Origin of the sequence: Nordella sp. HKS 07 (genome assembly GCF_011046735.1) — a bacterium.
Taxonomy (GTDB): Bacteria; Pseudomonadota; Alphaproteobacteria; order Rhizobiales; family Aestuariivirgaceae; genus Taklimakanibacter.
Genome location: NZ_CP049258.1, coordinates 1128800 through 1151860, shown reverse-complemented (window position 1 = coordinate 1151860; position 23061 = coordinate 1128800). Strand labels below are relative to the sequence as shown.

Here is a 23061-nt window from a genome sequence, read left to right as displayed (position 1 = left end):
ACGATTTGCCATGTTCTCCGGCGCCTATGCCATTCTCTATGCCTTCTTCGATGCCACGAACCGGCTCGACCGCGCCGCCATGCGCCGGAAGGTCGAGGGCAGCATCACGGCCGGCGCCCACGGCATCGCTGCGCTGGGACTCGCCACCCAAGTCGCCAAGCTTTCGCGTGACGAACGCCACCAGATCATGGATTGGGTGGCGGAGGATGTTGCAGGCCGCGTGCCTGTGGCCTTCACGATCTTCGGTGCAACCGCGGAAGAGCAGATCGCGGAAGCCCACCGCGCCAGGAGCGCCGGCGCCAACTGGCTGATCCATCAACCGCCGCCCAAGGACCGCATCGCGCCCGAAAGGCTCGGCGATTTCTTTGCCGAGGTGATCGGCACGTCCGGCCTTCCCGCCGGCATCCAGAATGCGCCGGCCTATCTCGGCATCGGCCTCGATATGCAGGGCGTTACCGATCTGGCGCGTCGCGTGCCCTCCCTCAAGATGCTGAAAGGCGAGGGGCCGGCGATCGAGATCGCCGAGACGATTGCCGGGCTCGGCCCAGGCTTTCCGGTCTTCAACGGCAGGGGCGGGCTCGAGCTCATCGACAATCTTCGGGCGGGCTGCGCCGGTGTGATCGTGGCGCCGGATGCGATCGACGTCATCGCGCACGCCATCGATGCCTATCGCGGTGGGCGCCTGGAGGAGGCGGACGTGCATTATCGTCGCGCTCTGCCGACCATCGTCTTCGTCATGCAGTCGCTCGACACGCTCATCACCTATGGCAAGAGGCTAACCGCCTTGCGCTTGGGGCTGGGGCCGGTGCATGACCGGGCGCCAGTCCTCGGCCCGACCGCCTTCGGGCTTGAGGTGACGGAGCGCCTCGCACGAGATCTTGGGCGCTTGCCGTAAGCCAGCCGAGTGGCTATTCGAGGCTCGGTTCGCATTCCGGGAGATCGTCATACATGCTGCAGGATTTCGTCGAAAGCCTTCATGCCGATTACGGCCAGCGCTTCAGCGTGGACGAGGTGCTCTATGAGACACGCACCGAGCATCAGCATCTGGTGATCTTCCGCAACAAGCGCATGGGCCGCGTCTTGGCGCTCGACGGCGCGGTGCAGACGACCGAGGCCGACGAATTCATCTATCACGAAATGCTGGCGCATGTGCCGATCCTCGCCCATGGCGCGGTGCGTAAGGTGCTTATCGTCGGCGTGGGTGATGGCGGAATCGTGCGCGAGGTCACGCGCCACAAGGGCATCGAGGAGATCGTCGCCGTCGAGATCGACCAGGCGGTGATCGACATGTGTCTCAAATATCTGCCCAATCATTCAGCCGGATCGCTGGACGATCCGCGCCTCAAGCTCATCATCGCCGATGGACTCGATTACCTACGCGAGAGCGCCCAGACGTTCGACGTGATCCTGTCGGACTCGACCGATCCGATCGGGCCCGCCGCCAGCCTGTTCAGCAACGACTTCTATCGGCTAAGCCGGCAACGCCTCGGCGAGCGCGGCATTCTCGCAACGCAAAATGGCGTGCCCTTCCTGCAGCCCGACGAATTGCGCCAGACGGCGAAGAACCTGGCGCAGTCTTTCCCCGACCGGCATTTCTTCCATGCCGCGGTGCCGACCTATATCGGTGGCAGCATGAGTTTCGGCTGGGGGGCCGTCGATCCACAGGCGCGCCATGTGCCGCTCGCGACCTTGCGTGAGCGCTTCGCCGCGAGCGGCCTCAAGACGCGCTACTACAACCCTGAGATCCATCAGGCGTCCTTTGCGCTGCCGCAATATATGCTCGACCTGATGGAGTGATGGGCCCGAAAGGTCCGTGACCATTCGGGCCGACTCTACATAAAGTCTCGCCAGTGCTTCAGGGCCTCTTTCTCACGCGTAAGACCGACATCCTTCATCAGGTGACCGTTCAGCCTGTCGGTCCTTGCGATGCTGCGCTTCTCCTCGGACGCCGTTCCCAGCCATCTGGCGAGAACAGCTGTGAGCTGGGAGAGCGCGCTGGTTCTGACGGTCACAGGTAAAAATAAGGATCGAGAACCCGGACCTCGCTGATGCGGTCGACCGGCAGCCCGTTGTGCTCGGCGACCTTGCGAATGGCTTCCGGCGTCGGTCCGTCATAGACGCAGAAGGTCTTCTTCTTGTCCTGGGTTACATAGGAGTGGACCCAGGTGACGCCTTCCTCGGCATTGCGGCCGACGACCTTGAGCGTGCCTGCGGCACCTTTGTCGTTCATCGGAATTTCGAGGCCGTCCGGAAAGGTTCTTTCGATGACATAGCGTGGCATGATCGGCTCCTTGTGGTTAGCGGATGGAGCCTATCCGGCGCCGCTTGGCGCCACATCGGGATGGTCTCCCTATTTTGGCATCGGCACTTCCCTATTTTGGCCGACCAGCCCGCCAGCCAACGCATGCGCGGCGGCCTCGGCGCGCGTTTTCACGGCGAGCTTCGCCAGGATCGCCGAGACGTGGTGGTCGACGGTCTTGGGCGAGATATGAAGTTTTATGCCGATCTGCCCGTTGCTCAGCCCGCAAGCAAGGCAGTCGAGCACGCCCATCTCGCGGCTGGTGAGCCCATGCGGATTACCGAGGGTCGTGGCGCGGGGGCCGCGCGGTATGCGGCGCGTTCCGGTCTCGCGCAGGCGCTGGCGCAGGAGAGCGGCCGCCGGTGCCGCGCCCAGCCGATCGAAGATATCGAGCGCCGATAATTGCGCCGAGCCATCGCCGTCAGCCAAGGCGCGCGCCTCTTCGTAGGGACATTTGAGATCGCGCCAGGCGGCGGCGGCCCCCTTCCAGTCGCCGGCGATCTGCAAGGCGAACGGCTTGGCGCACCATCTGGGTGGCGAGACGTCCTCGCCGGCGCGCCGGCGCCAGTAGGTAAACTCGCCGACATGCCATTGATGGCGGTGACTCATGGCCAGTTCATAGGCCGCCGTCGCCTCGGCCGCGGCGCGCGGCTTGTCGCCGGCGAACCAGGCGGCTTCGGCCCGCGCCGCATGGACCGGTGCCAGGCGCTGCAGCGTGTTGGTCTGGCGTGCCAGATCGAGCGCCTCGTCGAGCACGGCATCGATGCCGGGATCGCCGCGCCGCACGCGCAGACGGCCCAATGCCACCAGCGCCATGACCTTGCTGACGAGCGAGAAGTTGGGACAGTTGACGACCGCGGTCGCGTGATCGCCGGCCTCGTCCCAGAGGCCCTTGTAGAGCAGCGTCAGAGCGAGCCAGGCCGACATGTAGTTGTTGGAATGATCGAGGTCGCAATCCTCCGCATAGGCGATGCCTTCGCGCAGCAGCGCCTCGGCCTTGTCGAACTGATAGAGCTCGCCATAGGAAGAGCCGAGATTGAGAAAGGCGAGACCGACAAGATCATCCATGCCGTCGGCGCGGGCCAGAGCGACGCTTCTATTGTAATGTGGCAGCCCATTGTCGTCGCCGCTCACCAGCATGGCGGCCCCCACGACCAGCTCGGCCGAGGCGAGCGTTCTCCTGTCCTCGAAGCGCGTCGCCAGCTCGATCGCCCGCTTGCCCCAATGCACCGCCGGCGCCTTGTCGCGGTCGAGCATGCGCAGATGCGCCTGCATGCGGCAGGCTGCGGCGAGTTCGCGCGTCGGCGGCAGCGCTTCCAAGAGCGTGATCGCCTGCCGGCTCGCGTCCTCGGCGGCGGCATTCTGGCCGCTGCGCACGAGCGGCCAGGCGAGATTGGAGAGTGTCGCGCCTTCCTGCAGGGGATCGCCCGCCTCGCGCCATAGTCCGATGGCCTGACGGCGGGCCGCGATCGCCTCGCCGAGATTGTCGATGATGGCGCATTGCTCAGCGTAAGAATCGAGGAGCCGGGCGCGTTGTGCCGGCGGCTGCGCCTGGGCGAAAGCGAACGTGCGCTTGTACTGCGCGGCGGCGGCGCGATGGGCGCCGACTGCGGCTGCGGCCTTGGCGGCGTCCGGCCCGTAGGCGAGAACGGCTTCGGCATCCTGGGCGCCCTCCGCAAGATGCGCCATTTGCGCCAGATCGACGCGATCGATGCCCGATGCGCGCATCGCCGCGAGGATGCGGCGGCACAATTCGCGAAGTTGCCCCGGGGCCAGCGCCGCCAGGATCGCGTCGCGCACCAGCTCATGGCGGAAAATGATCTCCTGTCCCGCCATTTCGAGAAGGCCTGAGCGCATGGCGGCGTCGATATCCTCGGCGGCCGCGCCGCATATCACCTCGAGCCGCGCCTGGCCCATGCGGCTGCCATAGATCGCGGCCGTTTCGAGCACATGCCGGGCGGATGGGTTGAGCCTGGCGAGTCGAGCCTGGACCGAATCATTGACCGAATCCGGTATGCCGTGCCCGTTGGCGGAGAGCACCTCGGTAAGGAAGAAGGGATTGCCCGCCGTCTGCCGGTGGAGCAGGGCGGCATCGACTTCACGGCTGCCCACGAGATCGCGGACCGCCGCCAGGGTCAAACGTCGCAGAGCAAGGCGAAGTGTGGCGCGCGACGAGGCGAGATCACCCAGAAGCAGATGCAAGGGGTGCCGGGCGCCAATCTCGTCAGGCCGGTAGCTGAGGATTAGCAGGGAGCGGGTCTGGGCGATGCGGCGGCCGAGATATTTGAGAAGATCGAGGGTCGCCTCGTCGGCCCAGTGAATGTCCTCGAAGACAAGCAAAGTAGGCTGCGCCGGATCGCGCAAGATATCCAGCATCGTCGCGAAGAGATGCGCCCGCGGCGCATCTCTCTCGAGCTGGGCCAGGAGCCGGCCGCCGAGTTCATGTGCGATGTCGTGGAGCGGCGCCAGAGGAGTTGGCGTGAAGAGGGAATCGCAGTAGCCGGTGAGCACGCGCGCCGCTTTGCCGCTCTGCGCGATGAAATGGCTGATAAGCGACGTCTTGCCGATGCCGGCCTCGCCGCTGACCAGCGCGACACGCCCCTGGCCGGTCATCGCGTCGTCCAAGGCGGCGGCAAGCAGGCTCAGGTCACGGTCACGTTCCAGAAGCGGCATGGCATTGGCACGTCTGCGTTGTGGGGCAATCGGGATACCCGCGGGATACGGCCAAGAGAAGCGGAGTATTTCATGAAACCAGTCTGAAAGGCGAGATTTTTGCCACCGTTCTTTCCAGGTCAAAATTTTGTTCACGGGGATCCGCTTGATTGACGCCGCGCCAGGATTCCCTCATATCGCGGCAGGTAAATATTCCGAGGGCATGAATGTCGGTCGCCGAGTGGTTCTTCTTGAATGGTGTGTATGAGGCAGGTCCGTTCACGCGCGATCAAATCCAGTCGCTCATTTCAGTATCCTCGATCAATGGCGAGACGCTCCTGTGGCGCCCCGGCTGCGTCGAGTGGATGCCCGCGTCCACCTTTGCCCAGTTCTATGTCGGGCCGCAGCAGCCGAGTCGCAATTCGAGCTGGCATGAAAGCACCCTGCACATAGCGCCAAGAGAGGATTTCTTCGCCGCGCCGCATGAGCCACCGGCACTGGTCGATGCGCGGCAATGGATGGATGAAACACCGCATCCTTGGCGACGCAATTTCGCCCGTTGCCTGGACATGTCGCTGTGGACGGGGATCATCATGCTCCTGATCGGGATCGGGCTCACTTTCCTTGACCCGCAGATCATCGAGCGAATCACCGGTGCTCTGACACAACCTGGCAGCATCGCCGCCCGGTTTTTCCTGGCTTTCGTTCTGGCCCTGATTCCGAACGCTCTGCTGATCGGCCTGACCGGCGGCACTCTTGGCAAGTGGCTGTTTGGCGTGCGCGTGCTGGACGAGACGGACAGGCCCATAGGTGTCACCCGGTCATTCAAGCGTGAAGCGAGGGTGTTCTGCCAAGGTCTCGGGCTTGGCATTCCCATAGTCAGCCTGATCACCTTGTTCATTGCCTATCGAAAACTGAAGATGAGCGGCGCTACCGGCTGGGATCAGGCTCTCCATCTGAAAGTGGTCCAGCGTCGCAATGGATTGGCGCAGTATCTCGCTTCCGCGGTGGGAATTGCTCTCTTGATCGTCATCACCGGCGAGATATGGATGCTCGCTATCGTCTGATATCCATCCTTGTTCCCGGCAGGGCTATCTCATTTGCAGCTTCTCAGGCGGATGTGCCTCTCCGCTCCAGGATTCAGCTGGTGTACCCCATGCGAATGACCGCGAACGGCAAACCCTCATCATCTTCACCTGCGCGGGAGACTTCTACAAACCCCATTCGCTCGTAGAATGAGCGAGCGTTTTCGTTGGCCTCATAGACCTCGACCTCGAGCTTTCCCTTGAGTTGAATAGCATGGGCGACCAGGGCACGACCAATCCCACCGCCTTGATACTTGAGACGAACAGGGCGCCAATGTAGGCATCCATCAGCCCAAGGAAACCTACGGGCTCTCCGTTGCATGTGGCGACCCAAGTATCGGATTCCGGCAGATAGACGGATTCTACCAACTCTCTCTGCTCGCGCAGCCGGTCATCTCCCAGAAACGCGTGAACCTGCCGGGAAGCTTCAAACCAGATCGTTGAAAGCGCGGGAAGATCCGATGCCTGATAAGCGCGGATAGTGACTTCCGAGTTTTTCATGACTACTCCGTAGTGTCGATTTTGCACAGACAGCGCACGGGCACCGCAGCATAGTGGTCGCTCGGCTTACCAATAATCTTCATGTCGCAAGGCGACGTCAGGTCATGCCTCGGCTGTTAGACTAGATCTTCGCCGCGCCCGTGGCGTTGGCCGGGACGGGTGCGCGGGGCCGCAAGGGGGCAAGAGCGGCATGCTGCTCGTAAGTCTGTTCGCCGAGCCTTTTGACGTCGTGCCTGGGGGCGTCGGCGAGAAGGGCGGCCACCCGCTCATGGGACGTGCGGAAAGTCTCCTCCTTGAGCGTGCCGTCCTTCAGCCCGGCCTGCATGAAGTCGATCATCCTCAGGATGCGCGACGTGTCGGCCCAATAGGCGCACATGCACAGAAGGTCGGCGCCGGCATTGACGATGCGCTGCGTCGTCTCCGGCTGATCGAGCTTGGAGGAGATCGCCGCCATGCCGAGATCGTCGGTGACAACAACGCCCTTGTAGCCGAGCTCTCCGCGCAGGATGTCATTGAGGATCACCCGCGACATGGTGGCGGGGATGCCGGGATCGACCTGCGAAACGACGATATGGGCGGTCATGAACAGGCGCGTCCTGGCATCGGTGAAGGTGCGGAAGGCTTCGATCTCGCGCTTGCGGAAGGTGTCGGGATCGACATCGATCACCGGCAGTGAATAATGCGAGTCGACTCCGGTGTCGCCGTGGCCGGGAAAATGCTTGGGGCAGCCGAGCACGCCCTCCGCCTGCATGGCGTCGAGAAAATGGCGCGCCGGAGCTGCCACGGCTTCAGGCGTCGTGCCGAAGGAGCGCGGGCCGATGACCGGATTGGCCGGGTTGGAATTGACATCGAGCACCGGCGCGAAATTCACGTTGAAGCCGAGATGGCGCAATTCGACGCCCATGGCGCGGCCGACCGCCCCAGCCTGGGCCGGCCATTCGCGTGCATAGGCGAAGGGCGTGATGGGGGCGGGCGGGCGCAGCACGCCGCCGCCTTCATGGTCGATGCAGATCAGCACCTCGTCGCGGCCGATATAGTCGCGCACATCGGCCAGCAGTTTCGCATGCGAGGCGAGCCATTCGTCATAAGGCGCGTTGGCGAGGAAATTGGCGCGGAACAGCACGACGCCCGCCGGACGCAGCGTCGAAAGCAGCTTCTTGTCATGATCGCCGAGCACCGGGCTCTGCTGCAGGCCGATGAGGAAGCGATGGCCAAAAGACTGCGGGCCACGGCCGAGATCGAATTCCAAGTCCATCTTCTGGTCCTTTGCGCAAAGCGGCTTGCCGCGGTGCTCTTTGCTGATATGTCAGCCCATTATGGTGATCAAGGTCTTAATGGGGGCAGTGAAGGTGGGGAAATTCGACGATCTCATGGCGGAAGCGCGTCAGCGGCCTTTCGAAGGCTGGGACCATTCCTATGGCGGGCGGATCGTCACCGAGGAGCCCTGGGATTTCGGCACCCTTGTCGATGCCATGGCGGCAGTGTCTCCCGATCTTCTCGACATGGGAACCGGCGGCGGCGAATGGTTGAGCGCGCGGCGCCTGCCCGGACGGGTCGTGGCGACGGAAGGCTGGGCACCGAATGTGCCGGTGGCAAAAGCGCGGCTGTCACCGCTTGGCATCGAAGTCATCGCGGTCGACGGCGCGCCGGAGAATATCGAGCAGGAGGAGGGGGCGGAGGAAGGCGAGCTGCCTTTTCCCGACGGTTCCTTTCATCTGGTGGTCAACCGGCATGAATCCTATGTGGCCAGCGAGGTGCTGCGCATTCTGACGCCCGGCGGATGCTTCGTCACCCAGCAGGTCGCCTCCACCATTGCCCGGGATTTTCATCGTCTCCTCGGCGAGACGTCGCCGCCGATCGCGAAGGCATGGGATCTGGATTTCGCCATCCGCCAGATCATCGAAGCCGGATTCGCGATCGAGGAGCAGGCGCAAGGCGCTCAGCTCATGCGTTTCGCCGATGTCGGCGCATTCGCCTGGTATCTGAAGAGCCTGCCCTTCATTGTCCCGGATTTCTCCATCGATCGGGCGTGGGCGCAGCTCGCGCGGCTCCATGATGCGACAGGTGAAAAGGGCATCGAGGTGCGCCAGCCGATTTTCCGTCTCACGGCGCGCAAGTCGATGGCCTAACCGATATCGAAGACCACGGCCTTGTCGCTGTCCCAGGCAAGATCGATCGTCTCGCCCGGCGCGAAAGTCCGGCTTCGCGCGCTGTCGCCCTGTGTGGCAATGTACTGGCGGCCGGCCGCGTCGGCGAAAGTGAGCTTGAGGAAGGAGCCCTGGAAGACCTGGTTGATGAGCGTGGCGGGCAGTGTCATCTCCGGGTCGGACCCTTTGCGACCCACTCTTATATCCTCGGGCCGGATCATGACCTCGACGGCGCCGTCGCTGCGCGAGCTCTTCGTCGAGACGCTCGCGGCGCTCAAAGCGCGTGGTGATCTCCAGAGCGACGTCGATCCGGCCGAACTCGGCTATTATCTCAAGGCGATGAAGCACATGCTCTTCGACTATTACATCGCCGACGACCAGATGAGCTTCGAGCGGCATGCCAGGGAGATACGCCGCGGCCTGGAGCTCGCCATGACCGGGCATCTGACGCGCGCCAAATAAAAAACCCCCGCAACTCGCATTGCGGGGGTCTGCGTGATGCATATCGCCCTTACGGGAAGCGCAGCCAGGTTCCGAAGAACACTTCGAGGCTGTTGTCGTTGTCGATATTGTCGATCTTGCCATCGTCGATGACGGAGGCGTTCTTATAGTCGATATAGGTCGCGCCGACGCCCAGGGTGACCTGGCTGACCGGATCCCAGTAGACGCCGCCGCCGTAGCCCAGCGCCTTGCCGGCGTGGTCATAGTCCTCATAGCCGACGCCCAGCTCGAGGCGGGTGTCATCGGAGAGGTTGGCGAGAACGCCGACGGAGCCCGACCAGAATTCCTCGTCCGCGGTGATCGGCTCGAGGTTGCCGGCGAAGCTCGACGTGCCTTCACCATAGACCGCCGCGCCCATCAGCTGGATGCCGTCGGTGATCTGGAGCGCCGCGCCGCCGCCGATCGCCCAGTCGTCCTTGTCGCCGAGATCATCGGTCTGATAGAGGCCGACGATCTGGCCGGTGATGCTGTCGGTCGAGTACATGAGATAGCTCTGCACCGACGGGAGGTCGCCGCGATCCGCCGACGCGTCGACGATCTCGCCGTTCTCCCACTTGACGCCGGCATCGGCATCCTCGACCGCGATCGCGAAGGAGAGCGGTCCGGAGGCGTAGGTGAGCCGAATCTGCTCGTTATAGGGGTTGGACGGACCGAAGGTGCGGGTCGGGCCGGTGGCGGCAAGCCAGTCCCAGCTCGTCTGCAGCGCGGCGGTGTTGTCATTGTAGCCGGCCAGGAGCTCCCAGTCAGGCGCGAACTTCCACCAGCCATAGGCCTTGTTCATCTTGACGTTTTCGGAGTAGTCCGAAAAATCGCCGCCGCCATTGGCCTGGAGACGGAAGTAGCCGCCGACTTCGCCGACCGCCGTGTCGGCCTTGCCACGGATGAAGATACGGCCGCGGACATTGATGTCCGCGTTGTCGTCATCCTGGAAGTCCGTATAGAGGAGGGCGGTGCGGATTTCACCGGACACCGACACTTCGGCGGTGGGCGCCACATCGGCGGTCGGAACGACCGAGAGCGTGAAGCCCGATTCCTCGCGGATGCGGTCGGCGGCGCGTTCGGGGGCTGCGCCCGCGAAATTACCCTGGCCGTCGCGGATCGAAAGCAGGCTATAACCCGACGGCATCGAAGCCTGCGGCTGCGCCTCGAGCTCCGATACGCGGTTCTGCAGCGCCTCGATCTGCGTCTTGAGCGCGCCGAGATCGTCGGCACGCGCGGCGGTGGCCGTCACGGCAACCGCGGCGCCAGCGAGAAGCGCCCACTTCATCATGTTCATTCCTAAACTCCATCAATACAGCGAAGAGCGCCGTGTTGCTATTCTGAGACAACACTCCGGATGGGCGCGGTCTCAACCCCCACTCAATGAATTGAGGTTGTGCGGATACTTATCCGAGGCTCGATGAAACACAATTGCTCAGCGCGCGCATGATGCCGATTGATTTCGCCTGTGGGGTATTTGTAACAGGAACAAATATGTGCTTCGGCGTCGCGGCGATAAGAGAACACCAATGCATGGGAGTCGCATGCGTTGAGTTATCGGTTACGGGAGGGTTCCTTTGTTGTCTCGCTGTGACTCAAAAGAAACCCCCGCAATTCGCATTGCGGGGGTCCCTGTAGGGGATCGGAACTCAGGGGCCGGAAGTGGGAACCACCGGCACTAAATTACAATCCGCGTCCCTTTATCAGGGGAAGCGCAGCCAGGTGCCGAAGAACACCTGAAGGCTGTCCTCGCTGTCGACCACGTCGATCTCGTTGCCGTCGGCAACCAAGGCGTCCTTGTAGTCGATGTAGGTGGCGCCAACACCCAGGGTGACCTGGCTGACCGGATCCCAGTAGACGCCGCCGCCGAAGCCGAGGGCGGTGCCGGAGTGGTCGTAGTCTTCGTAGCCGACGCCCAGCTCGAGGCGGGTGTCTTCCGAGAGGTTGGCAAGAACGCCGACCGAACCGGCCCAGAACTCTTCATCGGAGGTGAGCGGGCCGAGGTTGTTGGCGTAGGACGCGGTGCCTTCGCCATAGACCGCGCCGGCCGTCAGCTGGAACATCTCGCCGAGGCCGACCGTGGCGCCGCCACCGATCGCCCAGTCGTCGTTGTCGCCGATGTCATCCTTCTGATAGAGACCGACGATCTGCCCGGTGAAGGCATCCGACGAGTACATCAGGTAGGACTGAACATTGGGGAGGTCGCTCTTGTCGCCAAAGTCGTCCTCGATGGTGCCGTTCGTGAAGTCGGCTTCGATGCCATTGTCAGCATCTTCGACCGCGATCGCGAAGGAGAGCGGACCGGACGAGTAGGTCAGGCGCATCTGCTCGTTGATCGGGTTCGACGGACCGAAGGAAGCGACCGGGCCGGTGGCCGCGAGCCAGTCCCAACCCACCTGGAGGGCGCCGGTGTTGTCGTTGTAGCCGGCCATCAGTTCCCATTCCGGGGCGAACTTCCACCAGCCATAGGCCTTGTTCATCTTGGTGTTTTCGGAATAATCGCCGAAATCACCACCGCCATTGGCCTGGAGACGGAAATAGCCACCGACTTCACCGACGGCCGTGTCGGCCTTGCCCTTGATGAAGATACGGCCGCGGACGTTGATGTCCGCGTTGTCGTCGTTCTGGAAGTCCGTGTAGATCAACGAGGTGCGGATTTCGCCGGACACCGAGACTTCTGCGGCGGGAGCCGCGTCGGCGGTCGGAACGACCGAAAGCGTGAAGCCCGAATCATCACGCACACGGTCAGCAGCGCGCTCAGGCAGAACGCCCTGGAAATTGCCCTGGCCGTCGCGGATCGACAGCAGGCTGTAGCCCGACGGCATCGAGGCCTGCGGCTGAGCTTCGAGCTGCGTCACGCGCGACTGCAGGCCTTCGATCTGAGCCTTGAGCGCGCCGAGTTCGTCGGCGCGAGCGGCGGTGGCGGTCACGGCGAGAGCCGCGCTGCCGAGAAGCGCCCACTTCAACATGTTCATTCTATTCTCCCTCAAAACAGCGACAATCGCCGTGTTGCGATAGTGCAGCAAATTTCCCCCTGGGGAACATTGCCTCAAACCTCTCATCTATGAATCGAGGTTGCTCGCTGGATACTTTTCGCATGGTGCAATTGCAATTGCCGCCTGCGTTGCGGAAGACGATTTGCCGGCCGTTGTGCGGTTTCGGTAACAGGAACAAGTATGTAACTTAAACACATCGTCGCGGCGGCGGGCGCAAAAATGCCACGCAGGGCGCTATTCCGCGGCGTCATCGATTAACGAAAGGCTAAAATTACTGCTCGGCGGACTGGGCTTCGAACTCGCGGCGCGCCGCCTCGAAAGCGTTCTGATGCTCAATCGTCCAGTCGACGATCTCCTGCGCATAATGCAGAAACTGCTTTCCGAGCTCAGTCAGATTGTACTCCACGCGCGGCGGAACGACTGGGAAAACACGACGGGAAACGAGGCCGTCGCGCTCGAGCTGCTTCAAAGTGCGGGTCAGCACGCGGGACGAGATGGGCGAATCCTGCTCAAACCTGCGCTTGAGATCGGTGAAGCGGATGGGCTCTCCGGCGACCTGATGAATGACCCGCACGCTCCATTTGTCACCCAGGCGCGAGAGTATCTCGCGCACAACAATGCAGTCGTCGCCGCCAACCGCCGCATTCATCGAGGACATTGAATCATTTTCCTGAGTCGAGAGGCTCATTCTCACTTACCACGAAGTTTATTTCTGAAGATTTCACGGATTTGCATATAGGGAATTGGAGTCATGCCGACAACGAAGATTGGGTATCAAATTGTATTCGCGGCGCGCTCTCCGTCGGCTCGGCGCCGCATCGATCACATGATGGTGAAGTGACGCTCGGTTCGACGCGTGCAGGGAGATGAATCGCGCCGCACCGGCGCGATGGATCGAGTCATCTTGCGTCGCGTCTCTCTCATCGTTTCTCTGTGCAGAGAGATTTCGCCCCAATTTCGCCATCATAACCTCGGGACACGCGCTTCCTTAGAGCTCGAGCGGCGCATTGACGCGCCTTCTGCCTGGCGCAGCGGTCAACATGCCGACGTCCGGCTCGGAAAAACGGTGTCGGTCACACGAACAAGTATGTTACTATCGAGTCACATGATGTTACTGAACAGTAACAAAGTCAAGCGGGAAGCTCATGAATGTGAGGAAGAGCGCTATCAGTGATGTCAAACCGCGCGAACGCATCATCGCGGCGGCGTGCGAACTCTTCGGGCGCCTCGGCGTGAAGGGGGTCGGCGTCGACGAGATCGCCGCGGCCGCCGACAGCAACAAGATGACGCTATACCGACATTTCGGCTCGAAGGAGAAACTCGCAGTCGTCTGCCTGCAGGCGGTGATCGAGGAGATCGACGGCAAGTGGCGCGCGGCCGAGACGCGCGGGGAACCTGCCTTGGCGCTCGATGACTGGATCGGCACGATGGCGGGCGGATGCGCCGGTGCCGACAGTAGGAGCGAGCTCATCTTCGCCGTCTTCCGCCAGGCACGCGATGATGCTGCCGCGCGCCCGCTTCTGGACAGCTTCATCGCGCGGCATCGCAAGCGGTTGGCCGGAATTTGCCGCAAGGCCGGCGCCGCCGACGGGGAAGCCCTGGCGACCGCACTTGCGCTTCTCGCCTATGGGGTGCGCGCCGATCCCTGGGGCCTCGACAAGAGAGGCCGTGGCGCCTTGTTCATCACATGCGCGCGTTTCCTGACGAAACTGTTCACCGCGAGCCCGGCAAAGGTCGCGCCCCTCGCCACGCGCGCCCGACGCGAGCCGCAGGGCAAGTGGGAGCCGGCGGAGGCGCCGGGCCACGTCGCTAGGCCGCGTGACCGCATTCTCGCCGCGGGGTGCGCCCTTTTTCACAAGCATGGCATCCTGGCGGCGAGCGTCGATGAGATCGCAGCGGCCGCCGACAGCAACAAGATGACGCTCTACCGGCATTTCGGATCCAAGGAGAATCTGGCCGTTCAGTGCTTCAAGGCGGCGCTGGCCGAGGCGGAGGCGATCCTCAAGGAAATCGAAGCGAAATACCCGGGCAGCGCGCCATGTCAGCTCGACGCGTTCATCCGGCTGATCGCCGGCGCGCTGGCGGGCGCCGACAAGAGGACAGAGATGATCGGAATGGCTATGCAAGCCATGCGGAACGAGACGGCGGGGCAGGCAATGATGCGCGATTTCGAGCTGGCCGAACGGCGATGGCTGGCACGGGTCTGCCGCGGGCTCGGCGGCGTGCGGCACGAGGTCCTGTCGGACGCGCTGCTGCTGATCATGCATGGCGCGGACGCCAATCCCTGGGGACTCGATCGGGCCCGTCTCGGGACCCAGTATTCGGCGACCGCTGACGCGATCGTGAGGCTGTTCAGATCGCAATCGGGACGGGACGATAAAGCGCGCGATGTCGCGGATCGCGGCGTTGTGAGCACGAAACACATGACGCGAGGGGCGTCGCGGCGAAGCGCAGCCGATGTTCATAAGTGACAAACTTGTCCCTTCTTGCGGGACGACTTGGCTCTCCTATATCTCACCCGGGATCGCGATCATTCCACCGGCGTCGGGCGGAAATGATGTCGTGGTCGATTTTGATCAAGTTGGCGCGTGATCGGACGAAAGGCCGCTACGGACTGTTTCCTGATCATGCGCGAATAGGGACGCCATATATATGTTGACGTTGATTAAGGAAGAAAGCTCGCCGAATGTTCGCGAGGTGAAGTCGGCTCACGCTACCGAGCACCGTGCAATTATCCGTGAACTCTTCGAGCGCATGGGCGACGATGCGACGCTACGTCTGGTATGGCATCTCAATGAAGCGCCGGCGCGCCTCAGCGAACTGCGCGATTTCGTCGTCGATGTGTCACAGCGTAAGTTCAGCCTGGCGCTGCGCCAGCTGATTCGTAACGGTTTCGTGGCGAGGCGCCATTCCGACACGTTCCCGTCCTGGACGATCTACAGTCTGACCCCGATGGGCATAGCCTTCCTCGAACGGGTGACGGAACTGGCCCAATGGATCGACGCACATGGAGCGGACATCAAGTCGGCGCGCAGCCGCTTCGGCAAGCGCAGCGTCAAGATGCTGGATGCGGCTTAGATCGAGCTGAGTTTGGATTGAATCAATCCAAACTAAGTCTTCGACGTTCCAATGGGGCTGCTCCTGCGCTCCTTCTCTGCCTTTTGCCCGGTTCGATGCTTGGGTCGCCATTTCTGAGAGGCCAACCGATATCGACCGGGCGGTAATCATCCATTATAGTTCCAATCCGCCGGGGGAACCTCCAGAGAGACCTATGCGCGGAGATATGCAATGCAGATCTCATTCAAGGGCAGCAAGGTTCTTGTAGCGGGCGGCAGTCGTGGCATTGGCCGATCGATCGCTCTGGCATTCGCGGCCGAGGGCGCCGCTGTGGCGATCTGCGCGCGCGATGCCAAGGGGCTCGACGCGGCTGCAACTGAGCTAAGAAGGCGCGGAGGGACAGTCTACAGCATGTCCTGCGATCTCGCGGAGGCGTCCGCGGCGTCGCGTTTTGTGACGCAGGCCGCCCACGCGCTCGATGGCATCGACATCCTGGTCAACAATGCGTCAGGGCTCGGGGTGAAGGATGACGAGAGCGGGTGGAGGGCCAGTATCGACGTCGACCTGATGGCGACGGTGCGAGCCACCCAGACAGCCATACCCTTCATGGAGAAGGGCGGCGGCGTCATCATCAATATTTCGTCTATTTCCGGCCTCAAAGCCGTGCCGCGGACACTGCCATACGCCGCCGTCAAGGCGGCGCTCGTCAACTACACAATGAGTCAAGGGCTGGCGCTTGCATCGAAGCGCATCCGGGTGAACGCCATCGCGCCCGGCGCGATCGAGTTTCCGGGCGGCGTGTGGGATAACCGCAAGACGAGCGATCCCCAGCTCTATCAGCGCACGCTCAGCGGCATGCCCTGGGGGCGATTTGGGAAGCCGGAGGAAATCGCGCAGGTAGCCCTGTTCCTGGCGAGTGAAATGGGGAGTTGGGTGACAGGGCAGACGATTGTGGTCGACGGCGGACAGTCACTGGCTTGAACGCGCGCCGGGTCTCCACAAAGTCACCGGTCCTTGGCCGCTGAATAATATCCGTTTGAGAAACTGTCCCGCGATGCGATATTGACCGCCATCCGGGATGCCACGTCGACCTCGAGCCTTTGCGATTGAGAAGGTGTGCGATGTACAGTTTCGTCCAGGAGGCAAGAACGGACAGCCCGTCGCCCCGCGCGGCGAAAACCACTGTACAACCCAAGCTCCAGATTGGCCGTATCGACGATCCGCTCGAACGCGAAGCCGATCGCACGGCGGATGCGGCGCTTGCCGGGAAGCCGGCGCCGGGGCCGGCCGCGTCCCCCTTGGCGATGTCTCAGAATGCGCCGACCGGTGTGCGCGACGTGCTCTCGTCTCCGGGGCGGCCTCTCGACGCGTCGCAGCGTGCCTATTTCGAGCCGCGCTTTGGACATGACTTCAGTGACGTGAGAGTGCATTCGGATATGGGTGCCGCGTCGTCAGCGCTGTGTCTGGGGGCGGCTGCCTATACTGTCGGACCTCACATAGCATTCGCTGCCGGCCATTTCGCTCCTGGAACATCAGCCGGATCCCGGCTGATGGCTCATGAGCTGGCACATGTGGTGCAGCAGCGTCGTGCAGGTCCTTTCATCCAGCGTGAGCCGCTGCCTGAGTACAAGAGCGCCGACAGCGTTCTCGATCTCAAGTACGTGATCAAGCCGGAGGGTGAAGCGTGGCAGCTGAGCGTTGAAGGGGATTTCCCGACACCTGAAGCTGTCGGGCGCCTGATCTGGCCCATGCGCGATCAGATTCCGCCAGGTGTCTCGATCAAACCCCTGCCGACATTCATCACGCAGGTGGAAGGTTGGTACGGGGAGGACGACAAGAAAAAGAAGCCGCCCGTCGTGCACAGGCAATTTGCAAACTACGAGCTTACCGGCGTCGCCCTGTTCACCCTTCGCACCATGGAGCCCTCGATCGCGAAATTGTTCGCCGATCAGGGGCTGGTGGAGGAGAGCAAAGAGGTCAAAGAGGCACGGGCGGCGTTTCGAGAGCGGCGCAGCTATTTCGGTCAACCAGTGCTTGATAACATCGATACAGCTCTCAGCCGCATCACGCGAAACAACCCCGATCTTCTCGTGGCATATTATCGTGCCTATTTGTCTGACTGGAAGCTGACCGACGATATTGCGAGGACGAGCGGCGCCGCCGGCGACACGGATCAAGGGCTCAAGCATCCCAAGGGGTACACCGATATCAATATCGGGGTGCTGCACCGCGAGCAACTTCCGAAACTGTCTACGGATGACCCGCTCAGCCTTCTCGGCGAGACATTGATACATGAATTTGCCCACAAGGCTCACGCAAGAGACTATCTCAAAGGCCCCGGCGAGGGTAAAGCCTATGGCATCGAGAGCTTCTTTGCGATGCGTCTGGGGGATAAGAAGAGGGAAGAAGCAGCAGACGACCTGGGCACCAGGCTAGGGGATAAATTAGCTTTCAATACGTCTTTCTCCGTTATGAAGCGTTTGTACGAAGTCATCGACACTCAACGTTCAATCCTTCCCAGCCTCAAGAATGTAACTCCGCAGCGCGCGCGAGAAATGGTCGTGGAGTTCATTTCCAAGAACAAGGAAGATTTCGGCGACGAGCTGAGGAAGTTCATATTGGCGGAGTTCGATGAGGCCGCATATAACAGCCTTCCCTCCCGCGAAAAGAACTGATCTCGAACTTGCGCGACGCCCGGCGACGGTCTGCTGGCAGAGTTCTAGAGCGTCGAATTCGAGCCTCGGGCCCTCAGATCAGGAATGGGATGATCCGACAGCCGTTCGAGTCGGCTCGATGCGGTAACGCTTCTGCACTCCGCAGGCTCGACGCGATCACGCGTAACGCTGTCGAGGCCGAGAGGCCGCAAATCGTCCTTCACATGCCCAATTTGTTCCGCGGCATGGTCGCTTCAGACGGCGGGAACGACGGTCGCAGGTTGTTGCACAGATGTCGTCGCTGCCGCAGCTTCAGCCTGTCCGCCCCCACGTACCGTGACGGCGTTGGACGCAAATTCGATGCCCGCTTTGTTGAAAGCAACGTATATGCGCTTCAGAGCCTCGCGCTGAATGGAACTCGCCATCGGCGGCTTTGCTGTGAACTTCGCGCGGATGATGATGGCGGAGTCGGCTATTTCATCCACCCCTTGCATCTTCAGTGGCATCATAAAGCCATCTCCGTACTCTGGATCGGACTGCATTTCGGCCCCGATCTTCTTTATCGCCTTTCGTGCTTTCTCGATGTCGGCGGCGCGATCAAGTCTCAGGCTGAATTTTACGGTCGCCCAATCGCGGCTGGCATTGGTGACAGAGCTTAACGTGCCGAAGGGAATGGTGTGCACTAAGCCGCTTTGATGGCGTAACTGCAGCGAACGGAGGCTGATCTTTTCGACTGTGCCCTTAAGTTTACCGGTGTCGATATATTCACCGACGCGAAAGGCATCTTCGACCATGAAGAAGAAGCCAGAAACAATATCCTTTACGAGAGTTTGCGATCCGAAGGAGACCGCAAGACCCAATATTCCAAAACCCGCAAGCAGAGGTCCGATGTCGAAGCCAAGTTGGCTCATGACCAGGAGGATCGTGAGACCGACTACTGTGCCGATCGTGAAACCACGCAAAATGGGAAGGACCGATCCTAACCGGGTCTGTACGGTAGTTGCCGTGACAACGTGATCGTCATTGTCGGTAGAGAGCGCCGCACGCGGCGAATAAGCTCTGAACAGCGCATTTAGGAAGCTCGTCAAGGCCCATGCCGCGACGACGACAGCCAGAATGCTGATGGTATTCTTTAGTACCGTCAAACCTTCAGCCGACTGCGATTCCATCAAATGAGAACGCCAGGTCCAGCCGAGTAGAAGGAGCCCGAGAAGCCACGCAGCCGCGCCGCTAAGCTTAACCATCAAGGTTCGCAACGCCGCCCGTATTGGGATTGGGTCAGGATCGGTGCCGATAAGACGCTGCCTTACGAGCATCGACGCGCCGACAGCAAGGATTGGGATCAAAATTACCAGCACCTGGGTGACGCTCGAGGCGGCGACCAATTGTTCCCCATCTGGCAAAGTTTCAGCAATCCGACCGATGGCCCATAACAACATGGAGATTAGAATCAGAAGCCAAGGCGTCGCAATTGCAAATAGGCGCCGTAAGACGCCCGGGTTACCAACCTCCGGAGCCCCAGAGAGTATGACCTGACTGATGTCGTGTCTCGCGTCCCAAAACCACCAAATCCGGAATAGCAGGGCCAACGTCGTAACCACAATGAAGATTCCGGCAGTCGTGCTCGCCGTGCTGACCTCGTCGCCAAGCTCGACGAAGACTGCCAGCAGCACCATAGTGATCGCGGAATAGGCGGTGAGAATCCCGAAATGGCGTTTGGCGCGCGGCAGCATGAAAAGCTGCAGGCGGGGTTCACCCGGCGACAAAAGGAACCGGCCAACTATGACAAAAGCCGCAATGGCAGGTATGACGCGAATGAGTTGTTGAGTGAGCTTGCCCTCCGCCGCCAGCGGGTTGAAGAAATGCGAGAAAAGAGCCCATGCAACAGCAATGAATACAGCGACCGCCGCAACGTCCTTCGCAAGGCGCGCCAGGGCCGGCCGCAGCTTCTGATCGAGTGGCGCTGGATCGGAAGTTGGGAGAGCGGGGCCCATGGACTTGAGCAACCGCAATGCGAGCCAGCCGGCAAATCCGGATATGCAGAGTAAGACCAGCAACTTGAATAGATACAGCAGCAGGCGTGGGGACTCCGGCGCCGACTGCCACCAATGGGCAAAATCGCTAAGGTATTGCGGCGCCCTTGGGATCGCGTTCCATCCTTCCCGCAGCCCGCGCACGAACAGGCCAAAGACGCCCTCAAACGAGACATCTTCAGCTACCTTGCTTGCGACAGTGGCTTGCGGTTTGGGGGCAAAACTAATGGAGACGGGGTGATTGTCGCCAGAAACTTCGTCGATGACCTTCTTTAGCGCCTCCGCCGTTTCAGTACCGTCGACAACAATGTTAACGGGACCCTTGACTGTCGCCGCCTGCTCCGCCTCGGCGGGTTGCGGGAGAATAGTGAGAAGCAGCAAGCATAAGCACGGCGACAACAGCAGCGCCAAAAATCGCGACGGCAGCAACATCATGCCAACCCTCAGTAGGTTACCCGAACTGTTCAGGCTCCGGGAAAGAAGTTATCGTGACGAGCATCCTTTGACAAACACGGCTTATCTCCGGGATGAACGCAATGGCTCAGTACAGCTTGGACAGCGTCTGCCCCGGCTTCCAAGTCCCGACGCGGATTCTCTCGATTGCCGCTTCAAGTTCGGCCACTCGCCGGTTTTTCGCTGTTGCCGCGATCACACCGAGTTCATCGCGCCACTAGGACTGCGACTGGTGGCGAGGTGTTGGCGAAAACATTTGCAGCGGACTCCCTCCCGAAGAACGCCACATCGAGAATGCAAGCGTCGAGTAGCGGCCCCTCCTTTACGCCTGCCGCGAAGCAAATACCTTGGGCACTTTCGTAGATCTTTGGATCGAGATCCCGGCTGTAGAATGGTCTATCCGGGTTGCTTTGCTCTACGTATTTGTCGCCGCATACCGACAGAAGCGACTCCTTTTCAGATACGCGCCAGCTGTCGCCATAGCGATAATAGAGATCCTTGAACGAAACAGGTAGGGGAAGGATCGTGCCGTCACTCATTCCGAGATTGCTGGTGTTGCCGCCGGGGTTGGCGAGCAATCCGACCACCTTTGTGGGCCACTCGCCGAGCCCGACTGAGACGTCGATATAGGGACCGTTGACCTGTGCGCGGATACTATCACCGCTCTGGCTCGTCACGATATAGGCATTACCCATAAGCGACACGGCGACATCGTCCGACACCCCGATCGTCTGGCCATTCTTGATATCGACCGGGCCGCCGTCGATGACGAGGCGCTCCGGCCCGGTGCAGATCGCCACTTGCGTCTTGCCCATCCTGGTTGCGACAGCCTTGTTGATCGTGGCGTCGGGCCACACCGGCCGGCCCGAGACCTGCCGGGTCTGCACGACGAAGTCAGGACCGCGTTGCGCCAGCAGGAAATCACCTGCCGCCTGGAAGTCGTACAGCAATCCGCTGAACGTTGTGAGGTGCGTGTCGCCTACGCCGGTCGCGGCGGCACAGTTGGAGGTTGCCCCTCCGGTGCTCGACTCTACAAAGATGAGTGCCGGACCGGGAGGTGAGCTCGCGGGCGCAGGAGACCCGAAACTGAGGTTGTTGGTCTCGGCCGTGAATCCGGTGGCGGCGCACCCGGGCGGTGCAGTGCCCCCATAGTTGATCTGAGTCCTCGGCGTCACCGTCGATCCGGCATTGAAGACGGCCTGGCTTCCAGCACCGGTGCTGTCGCCACCAGGACCGAACACGTTGAACTCCGACATTTGCCAAGCCCCGGTCGCGCCAACCGCATTGTCACCTGTCAGGATGAAAGCTCCCGTATCTGTCGTCAGCGTGAGGCCATCTTCGGTGAGGCTGACCCGGCCGGTCAGTCGCAACTGTCCAAGGTTGGTGATGGGTTGGTTCGGCACCTGAACGGCGCCGCTGGTATTGTTCTTGAAGCAGGATCCGCCAACGGCTCCATTGTGCGTCCATCCCGCGTTGGGCGGGCAAGTCGCGCCGAAACTAACCAGCCAATACTGGATAAAGATCGTGCCCTGGGTGCCGTCGTTGAAGTAGACCCACTGCTGCCAGCCGCTGCAGTTGGCGTTGGTCGATGCGGCACAGGCGGTTGAGCCAACGAAGAAATTGGGATTAATCTGCAGAGTATAGGCATCTGCTACAAACGGGCCGGTATTGCCGATTTGTCCGCTCTCGCTCGTCACACCGGCAATGGTGAATGATCCCGTAGTGGACGAGATCGTACCGGATGGGGCCGTAGCCGCGATGTCGTCGGTGTTACCGACAACGAGTGGTCGAGGGCCCTGGCGAGGCGGCATCGGAATATCTGGAGCCTTTACGCATGGAACCTCCTTCCATTCGGGATTCGGATACCTTGCTTCAAAACAGCCTTTCTTGGGGGCCGGGGCGAGCTCAATGGCGTTCTGCCATTCTTCGCGCTCCTTGGCGTTACGAGCCCGCGGGGTCTGTTGATCTTTGGCGATGGGGATTTCGTCGCTTCCCACTGCGGTTACTTGCCCCGCAAACGCCTCTGTCGAGGAGGTCGCCAACGGAAAGAGGATCGTCGACAACGTGGCGATAAATCTCGCCCAGCCGGCGAGAAGTTGAAGCATGGCCCTCATGTCAGCTACCTCCATCCTTCCAGGATGAAAAGCGAGCTAGCGCCCGCACCAAAATCCTCTTCGCCTATCGGTAGGCAAGGTTAGACTTTTTTGATGTACGACGTAGCGCTCGATGCGATTCCAGGACCACCGAGACAAGAAGAACCATACCATGTTTTTTGTCGATTTTCCACAATGAGAGGCTTCCTGCCGCCAAGGTCGTGCGTCAGACTTATGGCCAGTGGGGCAGGCGGAGCGAACGCGGCGCCGCCGCTATTGCTCAAAGGACCCGACCTTGGTGTCGGGCAGGCCTTGCGCCGGTCCGTAGGCGTATTCGCGCTCGGCATCGTCGTGCAGAACCAGCATGCCGAACCGTGGTCCCTCACCCGCTTCGGTATATTCGAGCATCTCCTGATCGCCGGTTGAATTGCCCGCGGCGAACACCGGCCGGCGTCCGATCATCAGATGAATGCCCTCCGGCTTGCCGGCATCATTGTCCTTGAGAAGTTTCGGTTCCTTGATGAGGACCGGCTTGCCCTCCTCGTCGTAAGCATAGGTGGTGCCCGCGCCGCCGCCAGATGCCGGCGAAGCCAAGAATCGTTTTGTTTGAA

At 61.4% G+C, this 23061-nt stretch carries 20 protein-coding genes; 9 read left to right on the top strand and 11 right to left on the bottom strand.

Annotated elements, in window-relative coordinates:
* The first annotated feature begins 10 nt into the window (after positions 1–10).
* On the top strand, positions 11–895 hold the full coding sequence (locus G5V57_RS05530; protein ID WP_165166554.1) for a dihydrodipicolinate synthase family protein: 885 nt from the start codon (positions 11–13) through the stop codon (positions 893–895).
* 53 nt (positions 896–948) lie between these two features.
* Positions 949–1797, top strand: a complete 849-nt coding sequence (speE, locus tag G5V57_RS05525; RefSeq protein ID WP_206530208.1) for a polyamine aminopropyltransferase — start codon at positions 949–951, stop codon at positions 1795–1797.
* Positions 1798–2008: 211 nt separating this feature from the next.
* Here speE and G5V57_RS05520 read toward each other — a convergent pair whose 3' ends face one another.
* The gene (locus G5V57_RS05520; protein ID WP_165166553.1) at positions 2009–2281 is read right to left on the bottom strand and encodes a DUF4242 domain-containing protein; all 273 of its coding nucleotides are present in this window, start codon (positions 2279–2281) and stop codon (positions 2009–2011) included.
* A 69-nt stretch (positions 2282–2350) separates the two neighbouring features.
* The gene (locus G5V57_RS05515; RefSeq protein WP_165166552.1) at positions 2351–4972 is read right to left on the bottom strand and encodes a LuxR family transcriptional regulator; all 2622 of its coding nucleotides are present in this window, start codon (positions 4970–4972) and stop codon (positions 2351–2353) included.
* A gap of 206 nt (positions 4973–5178) precedes the next feature.
* Between G5V57_RS05515 and G5V57_RS05510 the strand changes: the two genes are divergently transcribed.
* Positions 5179–6018, top strand: coding sequence for an RDD family protein (locus G5V57_RS05510; protein ID WP_165166551.1), 840 nt, complete (start codon positions 5179–5181; stop codon positions 6016–6018).
* 73 nt (positions 6019–6091) lie between these two features.
* On the opposite strand, the gene G5V57_RS35140 is transcribed toward G5V57_RS05510, so the two are convergent.
* Together G5V57_RS35140 and G5V57_RS05500 are read right to left on the bottom strand one after the other, a co-directional pair.
* Positions 6092–6358, bottom strand: coding sequence for a GNAT family N-acetyltransferase (locus G5V57_RS35140; protein ID WP_371744735.1), 267 nt, complete (start codon positions 6356–6358; stop codon positions 6092–6094).
* A gap of 300 nt (positions 6359–6658) precedes the next feature.
* Positions 6659–7792: a glycoside hydrolase family 3 protein gene (locus G5V57_RS05500; RefSeq protein ID WP_165166550.1), complete on the bottom strand. Its 1134-nt coding sequence runs from the start codon at positions 7790–7792 to the stop codon at positions 6659–6661.
* 79 nt (positions 7793–7871) lie between these two features.
* On the opposite strand from G5V57_RS05500, the gene G5V57_RS05495 reads away from it, so the two are divergent.
* Positions 7872–8666, top strand: a complete 795-nt coding sequence (locus G5V57_RS05495; protein WP_206530207.1) for a class I SAM-dependent methyltransferase — start codon at positions 7872–7874, stop codon at positions 8664–8666.
* Here the strand turns inward: G5V57_RS05495 and G5V57_RS05490 are convergent.
* Positions 8663–8881 carry a TOBE domain-containing protein gene (locus G5V57_RS05490; protein ID WP_165166548.1) on the bottom strand — a complete coding sequence of 73 codons (219 nt, stop codon included), beginning with the start codon at positions 8879–8881 and terminating at the stop codon, positions 8663–8665. The two genes, G5V57_RS05495 and G5V57_RS05490, sit on opposite strands and share 4 nt — an antisense overlap.
* 22 nt (positions 8882–8903) lie before the next feature.
* Between G5V57_RS05490 and G5V57_RS05485 the strand changes: the two genes are divergently transcribed.
* Positions 8904–9146 carry a hypothetical protein gene (locus G5V57_RS05485; RefSeq protein ID WP_165166547.1) on the top strand — a complete coding sequence of 81 codons (243 nt, stop codon included), beginning with the start codon at positions 8904–8906 and terminating at the stop codon, positions 9144–9146.
* A gap of 49 nt (positions 9147–9195) precedes the next feature.
* Here the strand turns inward: G5V57_RS05485 and G5V57_RS05480 are convergent, their stop codons facing one another.
* The 3 genes from G5V57_RS05480 to G5V57_RS05470 form a co-directional block, all read right to left on the bottom strand.
* Positions 9196–10461 carry a porin gene (locus G5V57_RS05480; RefSeq protein WP_165166546.1) on the bottom strand — a complete coding sequence of 422 codons (1266 nt, stop codon included), beginning with the start codon at positions 10459–10461 and terminating at the stop codon, positions 9196–9198.
* Positions 10462–10867: 406 nt separating this feature from the next.
* A complete protein-coding gene (locus G5V57_RS05475; protein ID WP_165166545.1) occupies positions 10868–12139 on the bottom strand; it encodes a porin in 1272 nt (423 codons plus the stop codon).
* Between the two features lie 292 nt (positions 12140–12431).
* Positions 12432–12818 carry a helix-turn-helix domain-containing protein gene (locus tag G5V57_RS05470; protein WP_246737545.1) on the bottom strand — a complete coding sequence of 129 codons (387 nt, stop codon included), beginning with the start codon at positions 12816–12818 and terminating at the stop codon, positions 12432–12434.
* A 487-nt stretch (positions 12819–13305) separates the two neighbouring features.
* On the opposite strand from G5V57_RS05470, the gene G5V57_RS05465 reads away from it, so the two are divergent.
* The 4 genes from G5V57_RS05465 (at position 13306) to G5V57_RS05450 (ending at position 17892) form a co-directional block, all read left to right on the top strand.
* On the top strand, positions 13306–14631 hold the full coding sequence (locus tag G5V57_RS05465) for a TetR/AcrR family transcriptional regulator (RefSeq protein WP_165166544.1): 1326 nt from the start codon (positions 13306–13308) through the stop codon (positions 14629–14631).
* A gap of 181 nt (positions 14632–14812) precedes the next feature.
* A complete protein-coding gene (locus tag G5V57_RS05460; protein WP_165166543.1) occupies positions 14813–15238 on the top strand; it encodes a helix-turn-helix domain-containing protein in 426 nt (141 codons plus the stop codon).
* 210 nt (positions 15239–15448) lie between these two features.
* Positions 15449–16198, top strand: coding sequence for an SDR family NAD(P)-dependent oxidoreductase (locus tag G5V57_RS05455; RefSeq protein WP_165166542.1), 750 nt, complete (start codon positions 15449–15451; stop codon positions 16196–16198).
* 140 nt (positions 16199–16338) lie between these two features.
* Positions 16339–17892, top strand: coding sequence for a DUF4157 domain-containing protein (locus G5V57_RS05450; RefSeq protein WP_165166541.1), 1554 nt, complete (start codon positions 16339–16341; stop codon positions 17890–17892).
* Positions 17893–18125: 233 nt separating this feature from the next.
* Here the strand turns inward: G5V57_RS05450 and G5V57_RS05445 are convergent, their stop codons facing one another.
* From G5V57_RS05445 to G5V57_RS05435, 3 genes are all read right to left on the bottom strand, one after another.
* On the bottom strand, positions 18126–20339 hold the full coding sequence (locus tag G5V57_RS05445) for a mechanosensitive ion channel family protein (RefSeq protein ID WP_165166540.1): 2214 nt from the start codon (positions 20337–20339) through the stop codon (positions 18126–18128).
* Between the two features lie 224 nt (positions 20340–20563).
* Positions 20564–22462 carry a VWD domain-containing protein gene (locus tag G5V57_RS05440; RefSeq protein ID WP_165166539.1) on the bottom strand — a complete coding sequence of 633 codons (1899 nt, stop codon included), beginning with the start codon at positions 22460–22462 and terminating at the stop codon, positions 20564–20566.
* A gap of 261 nt (positions 22463–22723) precedes the next feature.
* Positions 22724–23044: a hypothetical protein gene (locus G5V57_RS05435; RefSeq protein WP_206530205.1), complete on the bottom strand. Its 321-nt coding sequence runs from the start codon at positions 23042–23044 to the stop codon at positions 22724–22726.
* Positions 23045–23061: the final 17 nt, after the last annotated feature.

Coding starts and splice junctions, on each gene's coding strand:
- G5V57_RS05465 (WP_165166544.1), top strand. CDS start 13,306: ATGAATGTGAGGAAGAGCGCTATCAGTGATGTCAAACCGCGCGAACGC.
- G5V57_RS05440 (WP_165166539.1), bottom strand. CDS start 22,462: ATGCTTCAACTTCTCGCCGGCTGGGCGAGATTTATCGCCACGTTGTCG.
- G5V57_RS05515 (WP_165166552.1), bottom strand. CDS start 4,972: ATGCCGCTTCTGGAACGTGACCGTGACCTGAGCCTGCTTGCCGCCGCC.
- G5V57_RS05475 (WP_165166545.1), bottom strand. CDS start 12,139: ATGAACATGTTGAAGTGGGCGCTTCTCGGCAGCGCGGCTCTCGCCGTG.
- G5V57_RS05485 (WP_165166547.1), top strand. CDS start 8,904: ATGACCTCGACGGCGCCGTCGCTGCGCGAGCTCTTCGTCGAGACGCTC.
- G5V57_RS05455 (WP_165166542.1), top strand. CDS start 15,449: ATGCAGATCTCATTCAAGGGCAGCAAGGTTCTTGTAGCGGGCGGCAGT.
- G5V57_RS05460 (WP_165166543.1), top strand. CDS start 14,813: ATGTTGACGTTGATTAAGGAAGAAAGCTCGCCGAATGTTCGCGAGGTG.
- G5V57_RS05445 (WP_165166540.1), bottom strand. CDS start 20,339: ATGATGTTGCTGCCGTCGCGATTTTTGGCGCTGCTGTTGTCGCCGTGC.
- G5V57_RS05510 (WP_165166551.1), top strand. CDS start 5,179: ATGTCGGTCGCCGAGTGGTTCTTCTTGAATGGTGTGTATGAGGCAGGT.
- G5V57_RS05520 (WP_165166553.1), bottom strand. CDS start 2,281: ATGCCACGCTATGTCATCGAAAGAACCTTTCCGGACGGCCTCGAAATT.
- G5V57_RS05495 (WP_206530207.1), top strand. CDS start 7,872: ATGGGGGCAGTGAAGGTGGGGAAATTCGACGATCTCATGGCGGAAGCG.
- G5V57_RS05470 (WP_246737545.1), bottom strand. CDS start 12,818: ATGTCCTCGATGAATGCGGCGGTTGGCGGCGACGACTGCATTGTTGTG.
- G5V57_RS05530 (WP_165166554.1), top strand. CDS start 11: ATGTTCTCCGGCGCCTATGCCATTCTCTATGCCTTCTTCGATGCCACG.
- G5V57_RS05450 (WP_165166541.1), top strand. CDS start 16,339: ATGTACAGTTTCGTCCAGGAGGCAAGAACGGACAGCCCGTCGCCCCGC.
- speE (WP_206530208.1), top strand. CDS start 949: ATGCTGCAGGATTTCGTCGAAAGCCTTCATGCCGATTACGGCCAGCGC.
- G5V57_RS35140 (WP_371744735.1), bottom strand. CDS start 6,358: ATGCAACGGAGAGCCCGTAGGTTTCCTTGGGCTGATGGATGCCTACAT.
- G5V57_RS05500 (WP_165166550.1), bottom strand. CDS start 7,792: ATGGACTTGGAATTCGATCTCGGCCGTGGCCCGCAGTCTTTTGGCCAT.
- G5V57_RS05480 (WP_165166546.1), bottom strand. CDS start 10,461: ATGAACATGATGAAGTGGGCGCTTCTCGCTGGCGCCGCGGTTGCCGTG.